Origin of the sequence: Stenotrophomonas sp. FR012 (assembly GCF_047520565.2) — a bacterium.
Lineage (GTDB): Bacteria > Pseudomonadota > Gammaproteobacteria > Xanthomonadales > Xanthomonadaceae > Stenotrophomonas > Stenotrophomonas sepilia.
In genome coordinates this window covers 1-17,046 of sequence record NZ_JAXBQL020000020.1, presented here as the reverse complement: position 1 = coordinate 17,046, position 17,046 = coordinate 1, and the positions used below count along the sequence as shown (strand labels likewise).

The 17,046-nt window shown below is 68.2% G+C and carries 15 protein-coding genes; 9 read left to right on the top strand and 6 right to left on the bottom strand.

The window, feature by feature from the left end:
* Position 1 precedes the first annotated feature (1 nt).
* From holA to ACM0O9_RS19130, 5 genes are all read right to left on the bottom strand, one after another.
* On the bottom strand, positions 2–1,039 hold the full coding sequence (holA, locus tag ACM0O9_RS19150; protein ID WP_065185487.1) for a DNA polymerase III subunit delta: 1,038 nt from the start codon (positions 1,037–1,039) through the stop codon (positions 2–4).
* Between the two features lie 12 nt (positions 1,040–1,051).
* Positions 1,052–1,636: an LPS-assembly lipoprotein LptE gene (locus ACM0O9_RS19145; RefSeq protein WP_005418114.1), complete on the bottom strand. Its 585-nt coding sequence runs from the start codon at positions 1,634–1,636 to the stop codon at positions 1,052–1,054.
* 137 nt (positions 1,637–1,773) lie between these two features.
* Complete coding sequence (gene leuS, locus ACM0O9_RS19140; RefSeq protein ID WP_005418117.1) at positions 1,774–4,416, bottom strand: leucine--tRNA ligase; 2,643 nt, start codon at positions 4,414–4,416, stop codon at positions 1,774–1,776.
* A 106-nt stretch (positions 4,417–4,522) separates the two neighbouring features.
* On the bottom strand, positions 4,523–5,122 hold the full coding sequence (locus ACM0O9_RS19135) for a DUF998 domain-containing protein (RefSeq protein ID WP_049459673.1): 600 nt from the start codon (positions 5,120–5,122) through the stop codon (positions 4,523–4,525).
* Between the two features lie 28 nt (positions 5,123–5,150).
* Positions 5,151–5,330 (bottom strand): hypothetical protein, encoded by a 180-nt coding sequence (locus ACM0O9_RS19130; protein WP_134956368.1) that lies wholly within the window; start codon positions 5,328–5,330, stop codon positions 5,151–5,153.
* Between the two features lie 49 nt (positions 5,331–5,379).
* On the opposite strand from ACM0O9_RS19130, the gene trxA reads away from it, so the two are divergent.
* From trxA to ACM0O9_RS19110, 4 genes are all read left to right on the top strand, one after another.
* Positions 5,380–6,237: a thioredoxin gene (gene trxA / locus ACM0O9_RS19125; protein WP_005418123.1), complete on the top strand. Its 858-nt coding sequence runs from the start codon at positions 5,380–5,382 to the stop codon at positions 6,235–6,237.
* A gap of 107 nt (positions 6,238–6,344) precedes the next feature.
* Positions 6,345–8,045, top strand: coding sequence for a FecR family protein (locus ACM0O9_RS19120; RefSeq protein WP_414604108.1), 1,701 nt, complete (start codon positions 6,345–6,347; stop codon positions 8,043–8,045).
* Positions 8,042–9,664: a CHASE2 domain-containing protein gene (locus ACM0O9_RS19115; protein ID WP_235649423.1), complete on the top strand. Its 1,623-nt coding sequence runs from the start codon at positions 8,042–8,044 to the stop codon at positions 9,662–9,664. The genes ACM0O9_RS19120 and ACM0O9_RS19115 overlap by 4 nt, the downstream gene beginning before the upstream one ends.
* Positions 9,665–9,760: 96 nt before the next feature.
* Complete coding sequence (locus ACM0O9_RS19110) at positions 9,761–10,213, top strand: DUF4442 domain-containing protein (protein ID WP_235649424.1); 453 nt, start codon at positions 9,761–9,763, stop codon at positions 10,211–10,213.
* A 135-nt stretch (positions 10,214–10,348) separates the two neighbouring features.
* On the opposite strand, the gene ACM0O9_RS19105 is transcribed toward ACM0O9_RS19110, so the two are convergent.
* Positions 10,349–11,665, bottom strand: coding sequence for a hypothetical protein (locus ACM0O9_RS19105; protein WP_032954375.1), 1,317 nt, complete (start codon positions 11,663–11,665; stop codon positions 10,349–10,351).
* Between the two features lie 76 nt (positions 11,666–11,741).
* Here ACM0O9_RS19105 and ACM0O9_RS19100 point away from each other — a divergent pair, with 76 nt between their 5' ends.
* The 5 genes from ACM0O9_RS19100 (at position 11,742) to gloA2 (ending at position 16,733) form a co-directional block, all read left to right on the top strand.
* The gene (locus tag ACM0O9_RS19100) at positions 11,742–12,425 is read left to right on the top strand and encodes a DUF502 domain-containing protein (RefSeq protein ID WP_005418129.1); all 684 of its coding nucleotides are present in this window, start codon (positions 11,742–11,744) and stop codon (positions 12,423–12,425) included.
* Positions 12,422–13,210: a queuosine precursor transporter gene (locus tag ACM0O9_RS19095; protein WP_065185485.1), complete on the top strand. Its 789-nt coding sequence runs from the start codon at positions 12,422–12,424 to the stop codon at positions 13,208–13,210. Before ACM0O9_RS19100 ends, ACM0O9_RS19095 begins: the two co-directional genes overlap by 4 nt.
* 94 nt (positions 13,211–13,304) lie before the next feature.
* Complete coding sequence (locus tag ACM0O9_RS19090) at positions 13,305–15,245, top strand: DUF885 domain-containing protein (RefSeq protein ID WP_065196955.1); 1,941 nt, start codon at positions 13,305–13,307, stop codon at positions 15,243–15,245.
* A gap of 16 nt (positions 15,246–15,261) precedes the next feature.
* Positions 15,262–16,332 carry a serine hydrolase domain-containing protein gene (locus tag ACM0O9_RS19085; RefSeq protein ID WP_414604107.1) on the top strand — a complete coding sequence of 357 codons (1,071 nt, stop codon included), beginning with the start codon at positions 15,262–15,264 and terminating at the stop codon, positions 16,330–16,332.
* On the top strand, positions 16,329–16,733 hold the full coding sequence (gloA2, locus tag ACM0O9_RS19080; protein ID WP_053498965.1) for an SMU1112c/YaeR family gloxylase I-like metalloprotein: 405 nt from the start codon (positions 16,329–16,331) through the stop codon (positions 16,731–16,733). The genes ACM0O9_RS19085 and gloA2 overlap by 4 nt, the downstream gene beginning before the upstream one ends.
* Positions 16,734–17,046 lie beyond the last annotated feature (313 nt).

The window sequence follows — 17,046 nt, the reverse complement described above, 5'->3', positions numbered from 1 at the left end:
CTCAGGCCCGCGCCAGCAGGCGCACGGCACGCGGTTCGGCCACGGCCACCAGCAGGCGTTCCAGCGCCAGCCAGGCGTCGCCGTCAGCGCGCCCCTTGGCAATGCGGTCGACCAGCCCCGCCTCGGCCACAAAGCGCTCCCAGCGCTTGCCTTCCGGGTGCCGCTGCAGCGCGCGCTTGTAAGGCGCCTGCCGCGATTCCCAGATGCCGCGCGATTTCATTTCAGCGGCCAGGTTGCCACCACGCGCCTGCACGCGGGCCAGGCCTGCGCCCGCCAGCAGTTCGCGGATCACGATCGGCATCAATGCGGCCACCGCCTCCCCTTCACCGCGCAGGCCGGCCAGCATGCGCAGCACCGCCGGCGGCTGGCCGGAGAACGTCGCCTCCACCAACCGGAACACGTCGTAGCGGGCAGCGTCAGCCACCAGCGACTCCATCCGTTCCACATCCAACGGCTGGCCGTCGGCCAATAGCGCCAGCTTGTCGATTTCCTGGGCGGCGGCCAGCAGATTGCCCTCCATCCGCTCAGCCAGGCGCTGCACGGCAGCCGGGTCGGCACGCAGGCCCTTGCCGCGCAGGCGGCGCTCGATCCAGTCCGGCAGTTCGTGCGGCTTGATCGCCCATGCCACCGACAGCACGCCGATGCGGCTGACCGCCTCGGCCCACTTGCCCTGGTGGGCCTTGCTCCATTCATTGGCGGTGATCATCAACACCACGTCCGGCGCCGGGTTGGCGCAGAACTGGCTGATGACCTCGGCGCCCTCCTTGCCCGGCTTGCCGCTGGGCAGGCGCACCTCGACCAGGCGGCGGGCGCTGAACAGGCTTGGCGCATTGAAGCTGGCGTCAAGCTGGTTCCAGTCGAAATCACGCCCGTCGGCATCGAACACTTCGCGTTCGCCGATGCCCGAGGCGCGCGCACGCGCGCGGATGGCATCTGCGGCCTCCAGTACGCGCAGTGTTTCCGGGCCTGCGATCAGGTACACCGGCGCCAACGCGGTGTCAGCGCCCTGGCTGGCCAGCTGCTCCGGACGCAGTTCCATCGTCGCTGCCGCTCAGTGCTTGACGGCGGCGGCAGGCTCTGCCGGCACCGCGCCCTCGATCGGCTTGGCCTTCGGCGCGGACAGGCTGCCCCCCTTCTCGATCTCGGCGCGGACCACGCTGTCGATACGGCGGATGATCGAGGCGGACATTTCCCGGCGCAGCTCCGTGGCCAGGATTTCGCGTTCGGTGGTGGTACCGGTGGCGTCGGTCGGCGGCGACACGTAGTCGCGCGACAGTTCGATCACCTGCTGCGGCACCAGTTCGCTGCCATCCTCGCGGCGGAAGATGAAGATCACCGCATAGCGCAGGCTGTACTCCTGCGCACGACCCTGCGAGTCGATGGCGATCGGGAGGTCACCCCAGCGCTCGGACAACACCTGCAGCTGGGTACTGGGTTCCTTGCTGTCCTCATCGGCCAGCCTGGCACCAGAGGCCAGCAGGCTGCGATTGAGCAGCTTGACCAGTTCACTGTACGGGGCGGTGGATACCACCTTCACCGGGGCGGTGTCGGTCGGCAGCATCAGCTTGTTGCGCAGATGGAAGCCGCAGCCGGCGAGGCCGAGGACAAGAACGAGGGCAAGCAGGATTCGGGTCATGGAGACAGTCTGGCGGAGCCGGGCGATCACGGCAACACACAGCGTGCCCGAAGCCGCGTGAATGCAGGGCCATCAAGCACCCGGCCCTGCTTCTGGAAAGGCATCGGCCACCGCGCGGGTGGCCGGTGCGAGGTACATCAGGCGGCGACGATGTTCACGATCTTGCCCGGGACGATGATGATCTTGCGCACCGTCAGGCCTTCCATGAACCTGGCCGCGTTGGGCTCGGCCAGCGCCAGCGCCTCGACCTGCTCGCGCGCGGCATCGGCCGCCACCTCGATGGTGCCGCGCAGCTTGCCGTTGACCTGCACCGCCAGGGTCAGGGCATCGCGTACCAGCGCACTGCTGTCGGCCTGCGGGAACGGCTGGTCTTCCAGCAGCGTCTCGCCATGGCCCAGCACCTGCCAGAGGGCGTGGCTGGCATGCGGCGTGATCGGGTTCAGCAGCAGCACGACGGCCTGCAGCGCTTCCTGGCGCACCGCGCGGCCCTGCTCGCTGTCGTCCTCGAACCTGGCCAGCGCGTTCATCAGCTCCATCACCGCTGCGATGGCGGTATTGAAGCTGTGGCGGCGACCGTAGTCGTCACCGACCTTGCCGATGGTTTCATGGGTCTTGCGGCGCAGCGCCTTCTGGTTGGCATCCAGTGCTGCAACGTCCAGCGCCGGGGCGGCACCGTCGGCAGCATGCTTCTGCACCTGGGCCCACAGGCGGCGCAGGAAGCGCGCCATGCCGTCCACGCCGGCCTCGTTCCACTCCAGCGACTGCTCCGGCGGCGCGGCGAACATCGAGAACAGGCGCACGGTGTCGGCGCCGTACTTGCCGACCATCGCCTGCGGGTCCACGCCGTTGTTCTTCGACTTGGACATCTTCTCGGTGCCACCGACCACCACCGGCTGGCCGTCGGCAATCAGGGTGGCGCCGGTGATGCGGCCGCGCTCGTCACGCTGCACTTCCACATCGGCCGGGTTGATCCAGTCCTTCGAACCGTCCGGATTCGGGCGGTAGTAGGTCTCGGCGATCACCATGCCCTGGCACAGCAGGTTGCGCGCCGGCTCGTTGCTGTCCACCATCCGCGCGTCGCGCAGCAGCTTGTGGTAGAAGCGGAAATACATCAGGTGCAGGATCGCGTGCTCGATGCCACCGATGTACTGATCGACCGGCAGCCAGTAGTTGCCGCGCTTGTCGACAGCGTCACGGGCACCCGGCGAGGTGTAGCGGGCGTAGTACCAGCTCGACTCCATGAAGGTGTCGAAGGTGTCGGTCTCGCGCTCGGCGGCGCCACCGCATTCCGGGCAGGTGGTCTTGCGCCATTCCGGGTCGGTCTTGATCGGCGAACCGGTCCCGGAGAACGCCACGTCCTCCGGCAGTACCACCGGCAGCTGCTCCTCCGGCACCGGCACCGCACCGCACTTGTCGCAGTAGATCACCGGAATCGGGCAGCCCCAGTAGCGCTGGCGGCTCACGCCCCAGTCGCGCAGGCGGTAGTTGACGCGGCGCTGGCCCTGGGCCTTGCGCTCGAAACGTTCGGCCAGGGCTTCGAAGGCCCCCTGGAAATCCAGGCCGTCGAACTCGGCCGAGTTCACCAGCTCGAACGCACGGCTCTTGTCGCTGTACCAGTCCTGCCAGCGGCTACCGTCCCAGTTGCGCTCTTCGTCGGTGCGCGCATCCTTCAGCGCGATCACCTGCTTGATCGGCAGGCCGTACTTGTTGGCCACTTCGTTGTCGCGCTGGTCATGGCCCGGAACGGCCATCACCGCGCCGGTGCCGTAGCCCATCAGCACGAAGTTGGCGACCCACACCGGCACCGGCTCGCCGGTGACAGGATGCAGCGCGCGCAGGCCGGTATCCATGCCGCGCTTTTCCTGGGTTTCCAGTTCAGCCTCGGATACACCGCCCTGCTTCAGGTCGGCCAGCATCGCGGCCAGTTCCGGGTTGTTCTTCGCTGCGTGCAGCGCCAGCGGGTGTTCGGCGGCGATCGACACGAAGGTCACGCCCATCACCGTGTCCGGGCGGGTGGTGAACACGCGCAGCGGATCCAGCACGCCACCATCGACGTCGCGCACGTCGAACTGGATTTCCAGGCCCTCCGAGCGGCCGATCCAGTTGCGTTGCATGGTCTTGACCGATTCCGGCCAGCCATCCAGCTCGTCCAGGCCATCCAGCAGTTCCTGGGCGTAGTCGGTGATGCGCAGGAACCACTGCGGGATCTCACGCTTCTCCACCAGCGCACCGGAGCGCCAGCCGCGGCCGTCGATGACCTGCTCGTTGGCCAGCACGGTCTGGTCGACCGGGTCCCAGTTCACCACCGCGTTGCGGCGATAGGCCAGGCCCTTGCGCATCAGGCGGGTGAACATGCGCTGCTCGTGGACGTAATAGTCCGGACGGCAGGTGGCGAACTCGCGCGACCAGTCGATGGCATAGCCCAGCGATTTCAGCTGGCTGCGCATGTGGTCGATGTTCTTGTAGGTCCACGCTGCCGGCGCGGTCTTGTTCTTGATCGCGGCGTTTTCCGCCGGCAGGCCGAACGCGTCCCAGCCCATCGGCTGCAGCACGTTGTGGCCGGTCATGCGCTTGTAGCGGCTGATCACGTCGCCAATCGTGTAATTGCGCACGTGGCCCATATGCAGCGCACCGGACGGGTACGGAAGCATCGACAGGCAGTAGTACTTCGGCTTGTCCGAGGTCTCGTCGACCTCGAAGGCACGGGTGGCGTCCCAGTACTGCTGGGCGGCGGATTCAACCTGCTGCGGGTCGTAGGCGTTGGTTTCAGCGCTGGTCATGGAACACGCGGATGCGGCGGCAAAGCGGTACAGCGTACCGCAGTGCGGCAAACGTCTCCAATCCTGCCTGCTTGGGGGTGGGCGCCGCGATGCCCCGGGAGCCGTCTCAGCGTTGGCGCGACAGCGGCAGTGCGGCGGCCAGCCAGGCCACCCAGCAGGCGAACGCCAGCCGTTGTGCCAGCGGCGCCGGCAGGACGCCCTGCAGGGCAAACGCGGCCACCGCAGCCAGCACGCCGCAGCCCAGGGCCAGGGCGCCCAGGGCGCGGCCATGCGCCTGACGCAGCTGTGTCGTGCCCAGCAACAGGGTTCCGGCGACGAAGCCCAGCACCCAGATCATCCAGGCACTGGCATGCAGCTGGCTGGCGGGCCCATGCAGATCGTCCACGTCCAGCGGCAGCAAGCCCATCGCGGCAAAGCCCAGGCCAGCCAGCAGCAGCATCTGGCTGCCGACCCTCGGTGCCCAGCCGGCAGTGGCGGGCAGGCTGCGGCGCAGGCGCTCAGCCACCACCGCAGCGAGCACGCCGGGCAGCACGAAGCCAAGCAGATTGAACGCCAGCGCATGCGGTACGCCCCGCGCCCCCAGCAGCGCCACCGGGTGGCGGGCCTGTGCATAGCCCTCCAGGCCGGCACCGAAGCCAGACACAGCCAGGACGAACACGACTGCAGCAAGCAGTCCCAACCAACGATCAAGCCGGACCATGGACATTGCGCGCAGTCACCCGGAAAAGAATGGATCAGCGCATTGTCGCGGCAGTGACGCAGTGCGCCAAGCGCGCGGCCGAGGCCGGGTGCTTCCGGCGCACCTCGGCCAGCACGCCGGTCAGCTCCGGAAAGCGGGTGATCCACGGGCTGTGCTGCGTGCCACGCCCCCGAGGCCGTCGCGCGCGATGTGACGGCAGGGTTGAGACGGACATCGATCGTCACCATAGAATCGGTCTCCAGATGCCAAGCGATGCTTTCCCCATGACCGAGACGACCTACGTATTCGACGCCACCACTGCGACCTTCGAGGCCGAAGTCCTGCAGAAGTCGCTGCAGACGCCGGTGCTGGTCGACTTCTGGGCCACCTGGTGCGGGCCGTGCAAGACCCTCGGCCCGATGCTGGAAAAGCTGGCTGCCGAGTACAACGGTGCGTTCGAGCTGGCCAAGGTCGATGTCGACAAGGAACAGCAGATCGCTGCGGCCTTCCAGATCCGCTCGGTGCCGACCGTGTTCCTGGTCAAGGGCGGCCAGCTGGTGGACGGTTTCCCGGGCGCCATTCCGGAAGGCCAGCTGCGTGAGTTCCTGGCCCAGCACGGCATCGTACCGGCCGATGTGGGCGATGCTGTCCCCGAAGATGACACCCCGCTGGATCCGCAGGCGCAGGTCGATGTGCTGCGTGCGCAGATCGCCGCCGAGCCGGACAAGGATGAACTGAAGCTCGACCTGGCCCTGGCCCTGCTGCAGATCGGTGGCGTGGACGAGGCAGGCACCCTGATCGACGGCCTGCCTGCCAATCTGGCCACCGACGACCGTGCCGTGCGTGCCCGCGCCCGCCTGGCCTTCGCCGCCGCGCTGAAAGATGCCCCGGCCGCCGAGGTGCTGGAGGCACGCATCGCCGCTGACGGCAAGGACCTCAAGGCCCGCCACCTGCGCGGCGTGCAACTGCTGCTCGGCGGTCATGACGAGGCCGCGCTGGCCCAGTTCCTCGAAATGCTGCGGATCGACCGCGGATTCGAGGAAGGCCTGCCGCGCAAGGCCCTGATCGACGCCTTCAATGTGATCTCCGACGAGGACCTGGTCGGCCAGTACCGCCGCAGGATGGCGTCGCTGCTGTTCTGAACGGGAACCCGCTCCGTTCAGAATTCCTGCACTGAACGCGGGCAATAATGCCCGCGCTGGTGGCCACGCGGTCGCCACGATCCGTTCGGGGGGATGAGGTCGGGGCCATGGGGTCTTGCAGCTGCACCCCCGCATTGCCGGGATTGCAAACTGTGACCGTCGTCCGCTCTCTGTCGTTCGCCATGCATTTAACGGGCGCTCTGCTCTGCGCCCTCTTCCTGATGCCCGCCCTTGCCGGCGCCCAGGACTGGAACTATCGGGTCCGGCCCGGCGATACCCTGTGGGACCTGGGCGGGCTCTACCTGAAGCCCTCGGTACGCTGGCAGCAGCTGCAGCAGCACAACCGCATCGACAACCCCTACCAGTTGCCGCCGGGCCAGCTGCTGCGCTTCCCGATCAGCTGGCTGCGCACCGAACCGGCGCCGGCCCGGGTGCTGTCCGTGCGCGGCAAGGTCGCGCTGGCAGGCGCCGATGGCACGGCGACCCGCGCGCTCCAGGCCGGCGAACAGCTGCATATCGGTGACACCGTGGAGACCGAAGGCGACTCCAGCATCACCCTGGAATTCGCCGATGCCTCGCGCCTGCAGCTGCGCGAGTACTCGCGCCTGCGCCTGGATCAGCTGAGCCGTTACGGCCACACCGGCATGGTCGACACCCGACTGCGCCTGCAGCAGGGGCGAGCCAGCAACCGGGTGACGCCGGCGCGCGGTCCCGCCTCGCGTTACATCATCGATGCGCCCACCGCGACCAGCAGCGTGCGCGGCACGGTGTTCCGGGTCAGCGCCGGGGATGACGGGCACGTCGGTGCCACCGAGGTCCTGCAGGGCAAGGTGCAGGTCGGCAACGCCCATGGCCTGCGCCTGGTCCGGCCGGGCCAGGCCACCCGCAGCAGCAGTGCCGATGCGGCGCCCGCTGCGGTCTCTGCACTGCTGCCGGCGCCGGCGCTGCGCAATGACGCGCTGCGCCTGGCGCCGCTGCCGACCCTGCTTGCCTGGGAACCGGTCAATGGCGCCGATCATTACCGGGTGGAAGTAGTGCAGGCGGCAACGCCGGAGATCCTGCTGTTCGCCGCCACCACCGCCGACACCCGGCTGGCGATCGGCGACCTGCCGCCTGGCCAGCTGCGCATCCTGTTGCGCGCGGTCGACGCCCAGGGGGTCGAAGGCCTGGATGCCAGCGCCGATTTCGAGCTCGGTGACCAGCCACCACCGCCACTGACCGTATCGCCGCTGCATGGGCAGACGATCAACAGCGACCGCCCGCGTTTCCGCTGGAGCCAGGCCCCCGGTGCGCGCAGCAGCGTCCTGCAGATCGCCACCGAGCCCAGCTTCCTGCAGCCCCTGCAGGAGCAGGCCACCCATGCGACCGACCTGCGCCTGACGCGACCGCTGCCGCCCGGCCAGTACTACTGGCGCGTGGCTTCGCGCGATGGCGAGGGCCGACAGGGCCGCTATGGCCAGGCGTTGCCGCTGCAGCTGAGCAATGAACCAGTGGACCCGGCACTGCAACCGCCCGAGGCCGCACACGGCGAGCTGACGCTGCGCTGGCAGGCCGGCAGCGAAGGCCAACGCTACCGGGTGCAGGTGGATCGCCGCGGCGACTTCAAGGCACCGCTGGTCGACGAAACCGTGGATCAGCCGCAGGTGAGCTTCAAGCGCCCGTGGAGCGGCACCCTGCATGTACGCGTGCAGTACATCGACGATGACGGCCACGCCAGCGCGTTCTCGCCTGCCCAGCAGGTCCCGCTGCCGTGCCGCCTGTGCTACGGCGCGGGTGGCGGTGCCCTGCTGCTCTGGTTGTTGTTGTGAGGCGCTCGCCGCTGCCATGGTCGAAGCGGATCCTGCTGGCCCTGCTGGCCGGCGTGCTGACCATCGTGGCCAGCCAGGGACAATGGCTGTGGCGGCAGGACGAGGCGGCCTATGATGCGCTGGTCGGCAACTGGGAGTACCGCCCCGATCCCAGCGTGCTGATCGTCGCCATCGACGAAGGCAGCCTGCAGCGCATCGGCCAGTGGCCCTGGCCACGCTCGGTGCATGCACGCCTGCTTGACCGCCTGACCGATGCCGGCGCCGAACGCGTCGCGCTGGACCTGATGCTGTCCGAACCGGATCGCCGTGACAGCCGACAGGATGATCAGCTGGCGGCCGCCATCCGACGCAATGGCCGGGTGGTGCTGCCTGTGCTGGCCGCACCGGCGGCCGGCGACCGCATGGCCGAGGAAATGCTGCCGATCCCACAGATCGCTGCCAGTGCTGCCGCCATTGGCCACACCGATGTCGAGGTGGATGGCGACGGCGTCGCCCGTGGCGTCTATCTGCACGCAGGTATCGGCCAGCCGCACTGGCCGGCACTGGGCCTGGCACTGGCCGACCTGCCTGCCGGTGCCGTACGCGGCCTGCCCGATCCCGACCCGGAACTGGGCTCGCCCTATCAATGGCGTCGCGACGATTACGTTCGCGTGCGCTACGCCGGCCCCCCCGAGCGGCTGCCACAGGTGTCCTATGCGGACGTTCTCGATGGCCACGTGGACATGGCGATGCTGCATGGCCGCCGCATCGTAGTTGGCATGACGGCCAGCGGCATCGCGCCCCGCCTGCTGACCCCGACCACCCGCGAGTTCTGGATGAGCGGCAGCGAGTACCAGGCCAACATCACCTCGATGCTGCTGCAGCACAAGCAGATCGATGTTCTACCGCATGCCTGGCAGCACGCCATCAGCGGTGTGCTGGTGGCGCTGTGCGTGATCCTGCTCGGCCTGCGCCTGCCCTGGCTGGTCGCGCTGTGTTCGTTGCCGATGCCTGCCCTGCTGAGCTGGCTGCTGCTGCGCACGAGTGACCTGTGGTGGGCGCCGGCCAGCGCGATGCTGGGCGTGACGCTGGCACTGCTGGTCTGGGCGGTGTGGCGGATCTCGGCCTGGCACCGCCAGGCCAACCGCGACGCCCTTACCGGCCTGGGCAACCGCCTCCGCTTCGAGCAGTCGCTGCAGCAGGAATGCGACGCAGCGCGGCGCAGCGGCAAGCCATTGAGCCTGGCGTTGATCGACGTCGACCACTTCAAGCGCCATAACGATCGCCACGGGCACCAGGTCGGCGACCGCGTGCTGCGTGATGTCGCCCGCCTGATCGGCGCCCATGCGCGCCGCCCGCGCGACATGGCCGCACGCTACGGTGGCGACGAATTCGCGCTGGTGCTGCCGGATACACCGGCCGAGGGCGCACGCCAGGTGATTGAGGACCTGATTGCCTGCGTGCGCGCATTGCCGGCGCCGGGCGATGGCAGCGACGATACCGTCACGCTCACCATTGGCGTATTCACCCGCGTGCCCGACGGCGAACTGCAGCCCCATCATTTCGTGGAAGGCGCCGACACCGCCCTTTATCAGGCCAAGGCCAACGGCCGCAACGGGTACATGATCGACGGCCCATGAGGAGGACATGCACGCCGCCGTTGGACACACGCCCGGGGTGCAACATACGCATGCGAATGGTTAGACTGAGCACCTCGCCTCGCGCCCCGGACCCGCATGAACGCCCGCCTGTTCCGCTTCGGCATCAACCTGTGGCCACCGTTCCTGTTCACCGGCATCCATGTCACCCGCATCACGTCCGATTACCGGCAGATCGACGTCGAGCTGCGGCTGCGGCCGTGGAACCGCAACTACGTCGGCACGCATTTCGGCGGCAGCCTGTTCGCGATGACCGACCCGTTCTGGATGCTGGGCCTGCTGCACATCCTCGGCCGTGACTACTACGTGTGGGACCGGGCCGGTGCGATCGATTTCCTCAAGCCTGGCCGGGGCACGGTGCGCACCTCGTTCCGCATCGACGATGCGCTGCTGTCCGAACTGCGTGCCGAAGCGGCGGGCGGCGAGAAGGTGCTGCGCTGGTTCAGCAACGACGTCGTCGACGAAAGCGGCGAGGTGGTCGCCCAGGTGCGCAAGCAGGTCTATCTGCGGTTGAAGCCACACGCGCGCTGATCCGGCGCGGGCGCTGTCCTCTGCTGCCCTGCCAGGGAGGCTCCGATGCGCGCGTATGCGCGTGCACCTGCGGTGCGACGCGGAGCGAAGGCAGCCGCGAGGATGACGAGGACAGCGCGCACTGGCCGCCGCTGCTCAGTCGCGCGCGGCGGCGGCCGGGGCGTCCCCTGCCACCAGCGATACCGACAACCATGGGCTCTCGTCGGTGCTGCGCGGCGCTGAGCGCCGCGGTACCTGCAGGCGGCGGCCATCGGCCGACAACTGCGGTGTCCGCACCTGCGAGCGGAACTGGGCAGGCAAGCGCTTCAGCGCATCCACAGGGTCCTCGGCCTGCTGTCGCAGCCAGCGTTGCGCACCGATCAGCCGCACCATCGCGGCGGCATCCTGGGGCCGTGACGAATACGCGGGATAGGCCGGGCCCGCGATATCGGCCAGCACGCACCCCATGACGTTCGACAGGCAGCCGAAGTCATGCTGCGGCGGTGCCGGCACCGGCAGCGGGCGATCCGCCTCCAGCGCGGTCATCGCCGCCGCGCCACAGGCCCAGCCCAGGTTGCCCGCCACTCGCGCCAGGGTGCTGCTGCGATCGAGTACCAGCACGCCACCGAACTCCTGCGCCGAGGTTTCGATCGCAGCCCTGCTCATCGCATACTCGCCCTGCATCGCACGGCACAGGCTCTGTTCGGCGGCCCTCATCGGCTTCATCGCCTGCTCGCATTCCGCTGGCAGCGGTTGGTCGGCCGGCAGTTCGACCAGCATGTCGGCCAGCAGCTGGGCATTGGCCTGCACCAGGCTGGCACCGATGATGCTCTCCACCAGGTAGCTGCCGCCCGTCACCAGCCGGCGGCCCAGCTGCAGCCCCCGGCAACTGCCACGCAGCGCACCGTCGATATCACCCTGCACATATGCCAGCGCGCGTGCGCTGGTGGCGTCGATCACCAAACCATAGGCCGGCATCGGCACCAGGATGCCTTCCCCTTTTGGCCGGAACGGCGACACGAAGTGATCCGCATCGGCCAGCTGGTCCAGGCGCGCATGCAGCTGCTGGTGGCCAGCGTGGGCATCGACGAAGCGCTGCGGGTCCGCACGCACCTGGCCGAGGCAGTCACTGGCGGTCGGTCCGCAGCTGGCCGAAGGCCGTGAATGCAGCTCGACGTGGTCTTCTGCCAGCTGCGGACGGGCGCCGCCATTGCCGCGCGGATCCGCCTCCCAGCGCTGTACATCCCGGGCCAACGCCTGATCGCGCTGGTCCGGGTCGAGATCGTCGAACGCGAGTGTCCACAGCAGCGCAAAGCCGTTGCGGCCATCAGCGGGCAGGCGGGCCTGCAACCGCTGCTGGGCCTGCAGCCGTGATTCCGGCACCGGCCACATGCGCGAGGCGCACCACACCACGATGGCCAGCACCAGCAGTCCTGCCAGGGCCCAGCCCAGTCCGCGCAGAATCTTCAACACAGCTTCCCTTCCATGCATCGTTGCCGCAGTCGATCCCCCAGCGTAATCGACCGGCCGTGGCCGCTACAATGCGCGCATGTCGCTCGAAGCCCCCGCCCTGGTCCCCCGCCCCTCCCTGCAGCGCCTGTTCCTGACCGGCCTGCTGACCCTGCTGCCGATCTGGCTGACCTGGGTCGTGGTCAAGTTCGTGTTCGTGCTGCTTTCGGGCATTTCCAGCCCATTGGTGGTGCCGCTTTCCGAGCAGATCGCGACAAGCTTCCCGCATTACCTCGGCTGGGTCCGTGCCGAGTGGATCCAGAACACCATCGCCCTGCTGGCCACCCTGCTGGTGATCCTGGCGGTGGGCGTGGCCAGCCGCCGCGTGCTCGGCCAGCGCCTGCTGCGCTGGGTCGGCGCGGTGATCAAGCGCATTCCGTTGGCCAGCATCATCTACGACAGCGCCAAGAAGCTGCTGGACATGTTGCAGACCGAACCGGGCAGCACCCAGCGCGTGGTGCTGATCGACTTTCCGCACCGCGACATGAAGTCGGTCGGGCTGGTCACCCGCGTGATCAAGGAGCACGGCACCGACCGTGAACTGGCCGCGGTGTACGTGCCAACCACACCGAACCCGACCTCGGGTTACCTGGAGATCGTGCCGGTGGAGCTGCTCACCCCGACCGACTGGACCGTCGACCAGGCCATGAGCTTCATCATTTCCGGCGGTGCCGTCGCACCGTCCAGCGTTCCGTTCACGCGCGCAGGCGAACGCAGCGAATGACAACCGCGGCGCCGATCGAGCGCCCGCTGCAGGACCGCGCGGTCCTGCTGTTCATCGTGCTGGCCGCGTTCTTCTGCGGCAACGCCGTGCTGGCCGAACTGATCGGGGTGAAGATCTTCGCGCTGGAAGACACCCTCGGCATCGATCCGCTGAACTGGAACCTGTTTGGCCAGACCGGCTCGCTCAGCTTCACCGCCGGTACCCTGCTGTGGCCGGTGGTGTTCATCATGACCGACACGATCAACGAGTTTTTCGGCAAGCGCGGCGTGCGCTTCATCTCGTGGTTGGCCGTGGTGCTGATCGCCTATGGCTTCCTGTTCGCCTTCGCAGCGATCTCGCTGGCTCCGGCCAGCTGGTGGGTCACCTCGATGGACGGCCACGGCGTGCCGGACTACCAGGCGGCATTCGCCGCGGTGTTCGGCCAGGGCATGTGGACCATCGCCGGTTCGCTGGTGGCCTTCCTGCTCGGCCAGCTGATCGACGTGGCCGTGTTCCATCGCATCCGCCAGGCCACCGGCGAGCGCCACGTGTGGCTGCGTGCGACCGGATCCACCGCGATCTCCCAGGTGGTGGACAGCTTCGTGGTGATCTGGATCGCCTTCGTGCTCGGCCCGCAGCACTGGCCGACGTCGCTGTTCTTGGCCGTCAGCAGTGTCAATTACATCTACAAGATGGGCTTTGCGATCGCATTGATCCCGTTGCTGTACCTGATGCGGCGCGCGATCACCCGCTATCTGGGCGCCGACAGGGCCGCCGCCCTGCGCGCCGCGGCCGCGGCTGACTGAAGCCCCAGCGGCAAAAAGCTGACTGCGCCTTCACGCTGGCCGTACGCGGCCGGATCGTGCAAGCTCCACGGTCTGTGTTCCACGGAAGCTCCTGATGCCGCATCCCACCCGCGCCCTGGCCGCCGCCATTGCCGCGTTGTTCCTGTTCAGTGCCATGCCGTCGGCCGAAGCAGCGAAGAAAAAGGCCAGCCGCCCTGCCGCTGCGCAGACCCGCCAGGCTGCCAAGCCCAAGGCCAGGCCCGCCCGCGCCACCGCGCCGGCGCGTGGCAGTTCGGCGCGCCGCGCCGCGCCCCGCCCGGTCGCCCCGGCCCGGGCCGTACCCAAGCAGGTGCAGCTGGAGCGCCTGTACGACGAATACTGGGATGCCTCGATGCGGTTGAATCCGCTGCAGGCGACCTTCCAGGGCGAGGCCCGCTACAACGACCAGCTGCCCAACATCCTGTCCGCCGCCTGGCGCCAGCAGTCGCACGACTTCACCACGCAATGGCTGGGCAAGGTCGAGAAGCTCGGCAGTGACGGCCTGCAGGGCCAGGACCTGCTCAGCTACGAGATCTTCGTGCGCGACGCGCGCGCATCGCTGGCCGCCGAGCGCTACCCGAGCTGGATGATGCCGATCAGCCAGTACTACAACATCGGCAGCATCATGGCGATCCTCGGCTCCGGTGCGGGCGCGCAGCCATTCAACACCGTGCAGGACTACGACACCTGGTCACGCCGTTCGCTGGGCATTCCCGAGCTGTTCGACCAGGCCATCGACAACATGCGCCAGGGCATGAAGGCCGGCGTGGTGCAACCACGCGACCTGATGGAAAAAGTGCTGCCGCAGCTGGATGCGGTGATCAAGCCGACCGCCGAGGAGAGCATTTTCTGGTCGCCGATCCGCACCATGCCGAACACCATCCCGGCTGAGGACAAGGCGCGCATCAGCGCCGAATACAAGCGCATGATCGAGCTGCGCATCATGCCGGCCTACCGCGCCCTGCGCGGCTTCATCGCCACCGAATACCTGCCGGCCACACGCACCAGCAGCGGCCTGGGCGCATTGCCCGATGGCCAGGCCTGGTACGCCAACCTGATCGTGCAGACCACCGCCAGCGACCAGACCGCCGCACAACTGCATGCGCTGGGCGAACAGCGCGTGCAGGAACTGCAGGCGCAGATCGCCACGGTGATGAAGGATGCCAAGCTGCGCGGCTCTCCCACCAAGCTGCTGCGCAGCATGCGCAACGACCGCCAGTTCCAGTACGGCGACGCCAACACGCTGATCAACCGCTACCGCCAGGTGCAGCAGCAGGTCAGCGCACGCCTGCCGCAGGTGCTGGATACCTTGCCGAAGGCACCGCTGGAGGTCCGTGCGGTGGAGCCGGAGCGCGCACTGACCGCCGCCGCTGCCGCCTATCAGCCGTCGGCGGCCGGGCAACCGGGCGTGCTGTACATCAACACCCGCGACCTGCCCAGCCGCAAGCGCTGGAACGTGCCGGTGCAGTACCTGCATGAAGGGATCCCGGGCCACCACGTCCAGCTGGGCCTGCAGCAGGAGCTGGCCAAGCTGCCACGCTTCCGCCGCCTCGGTGGCGATCTCGCCTTCGTCGAAGGCTGGGGCCTGTACGCCGAAACGCTGGGCGAGGACCTGGGCATCTACACCGATCCCTACGACCGCATCGGCTACCTGTACTCGCGCCTGCTGCGCGCCGCCCGCGTGGTAGCCGATACCGGCGTGAACGCCCAGGGCTGGAGCAAGCAGCAGGCCGTCAGCTACCTGCAGAAGACCGTGGACATGAGCAGTGACGACGCCAACGCCGAGGTGGAGCGGATCATGGCCCAGCCCGGCCAGGCACTGTCCAACGTCGCCGGCCTGACCACCATCGTTGCCCTGCGCGACAAGGCCAAGGCGCGCCAGGGCGCCGCCTTCGACCTGCGCCGCTTCCACGCCGAACTGCTGAAGGACGGCTCGATGCCGCTGGACGTGCTTGACCGCAAGATGGAACGCTGGATGGTGCAGCCGGCCAGCACTACGCCCACGCCTTCACCCTGACCCTTCCGGAGCCACCATGCGCCCTGCCGTCGCCCTGTTCGCCGTCGTGCTGGGCCTGCTGCCTTCAACGGGTATCGCCGCACCGGTGCTGAAACCACCGGATGCGGGCATCGACGGGCTGATGCAGGCCTACGACGGCCAGGTACCCGGCGCTGCAGTCCTGGTGCTGCACGACGGGCAAGCGGTGTTCCGCCGTGGCTACGGCCTGGCGGTGGTGGAGGACGGCACCGCCGTCACCCCGGCCAGCAACTTCCGGCTGGCCTCGGTCAGCAAGCAGTTCACCGCTGCGGCGGTGCTGCTGCTGGTGGAGGATGGCCGGCTTGGGCTGGATCAACCTGCCCGGCAGTGGCTGCCCGAACTGCCACCGGCTGCGGCGGCCATCACGATCCGCCAGCTGCTCTCGCACACCGGCGGCCTGCTCGACTACGAAGACCTGATGGATCCGGCTGACACTCGGCAGGTGCATGACGCCGATGTGCTGACCCTGCTGTCGCGCCAGGACCGGCTGAACTTCGCGCCGGGCACGCAGTACCACTACAGCAACAGCGGCTATGCGCTGCTGGCACTGATCGTCGGCCGCGCCTCCGGCCTGGATTTCGCAGCCTTCCTGCAACAGCGCATCTTCCGCCCGCTAGGCATGGCCCACACCGTGGCCCATCAGGACGGCATCGATACCATCGCCGCACGCGTCTATGGCTACAGCTGGATCGATGGCCGCTGGCAGCGCACCGACCAGAGCGCCACCAGTGCCGTGCTCGGCGATGGCGGGATCTACTCCTCGCTGGACGACCTCGCCCGCTGGGATGCGGCGCTGTACGACGACCGCCTGCTGTCGAAGGCCTTGCGCCGCGCGATGTTCAGCCCGGCCACATCGACATCCGAACCGGATGTGCCGCACTACGGCTTCGGATGGCGCCTGAACGGCCCGGTGCAATGGCACAGCGGCGAAAGCATCGGCTTCCGAAATGTGATCGTTCGATACCCGGAAAAGCACTTGACCGTGATCGTGCTGACCAATCGCAACGATCCCGAACCGTACCCGCTGGCGCAGAAGATCGCCCAGCGCTGGCTGGACACCCTGCAATGAACACCGGTTCCGACGCCCTGCTGGGCATCCACCACGCGGCACTGATCTGCAGCGATTATGCGTGTTCAAAAGACTTCTACGTCCGTATCCTCGGCCTGCGCGTACTGGCCGAGAACCACCGCGCCGCGCGAGACTCCTGGAAGCTGGATCTGGCCCTGCCCGACGGCAGCCAGCTGGAACTGTTCTCGTTCCCCTCGCCACCGCCCCGCCCCAGCCGCCCCGAGGCCCAGGGCCTGCGCCACCTCGCGTTCCGGGTCGCTGCGCTGGAGCCGTTCATCGAACGCCTGGCCAGCCACGGCGTGGACTGCGAACCGATCCGCGTGGACGAATACACCGGCCGCCGCTTCACCTTCTTCGCCGACCCGGATGGCCTGCCGCTGGAGCTGTACGAAGTCGGTTGAGGCCCCGGGGGTCAGATCTCTTTTCCGACGGAAAAGGGATCTGACCCCATCGCCGACCCCATCGCCGACCCCATCGCCGACCCCATCGCCGCCACCGGAAACATCATCCACGCATGGCGTGGATCTACCGTGTCGACCAAGGTCGACACCTACCAACAGCCGAAGGAATTTGTCAGAGGTGGGGCGGTGTGGGTGGGCAGGACCGTTGGCGCCATGGATGGCGCCATCGAGCCCCCAAGGGTGAGGGCGCTTTGCTTGCGAAGCACTGCTTCGCAAGCGCCCGAACGCCCAGCCGCCAGCGGCTGGGCCGGAC

Excerpts from the sequence above, each read along its gene's own strand:
- ACM0O9_RS19100 (WP_005418129.1), top strand. The coding sequence starts at position 11,742 with ATGTCGCTCGAAGCCCCCGCCCTGGTCCCCCGCCCCTCCCTGCAGCGC.
- leuS (WP_005418117.1), bottom strand. The coding sequence starts at position 4,416 with ATGACCAGCGCTGAAACCAACGCCTACGACCCGCAGCAGGTTGAATCC.
- ACM0O9_RS19095 (WP_065185485.1), top strand. The coding sequence starts at position 12,422 with ATGACAACCGCGGCGCCGATCGAGCGCCCGCTGCAGGACCGCGCGGTC.
- ACM0O9_RS19090 (WP_065196955.1), top strand. The coding sequence starts at position 13,305 with ATGCCGCATCCCACCCGCGCCCTGGCCGCCGCCATTGCCGCGTTGTTC.
- holA (WP_065185487.1), bottom strand. The coding sequence starts at position 1,039 with ATGGAACTGCGTCCGGAGCAGCTGGCCAGCCAGGGCGCTGACACCGCG.
- ACM0O9_RS19130 (WP_134956368.1), bottom strand. The coding sequence starts at position 5,330 with ATGTCCGTCTCAACCCTGCCGTCACATCGCGCGCGACGGCCTCGGGGG.
- ACM0O9_RS19120 (WP_414604108.1), top strand. The coding sequence starts at position 6,345 with ATGGGGTCTTGCAGCTGCACCCCCGCATTGCCGGGATTGCAAACTGTG.
- ACM0O9_RS19145 (WP_005418114.1), bottom strand. The coding sequence starts at position 1,636 with ATGACCCGAATCCTGCTTGCCCTCGTTCTTGTCCTCGGCCTCGCCGGC.
- trxA (WP_005418123.1), top strand. The coding sequence starts at position 5,380 with ATGACCGAGACGACCTACGTATTCGACGCCACCACTGCGACCTTCGAG.
- ACM0O9_RS19110 (WP_235649424.1), top strand. The coding sequence starts at position 9,761 with ATGAACGCCCGCCTGTTCCGCTTCGGCATCAACCTGTGGCCACCGTTC.
- gloA2 (WP_053498965.1), top strand. The coding sequence starts at position 16,329 with ATGAACACCGGTTCCGACGCCCTGCTGGGCATCCACCACGCGGCACTG.
- ACM0O9_RS19085 (WP_414604107.1), top strand. The coding sequence starts at position 15,262 with ATGCGCCCTGCCGTCGCCCTGTTCGCCGTCGTGCTGGGCCTGCTGCCT.
- ACM0O9_RS19135 (WP_049459673.1), bottom strand. The coding sequence starts at position 5,122 with ATGTCCATGGTCCGGCTTGATCGTTGGTTGGGACTGCTTGCTGCAGTC.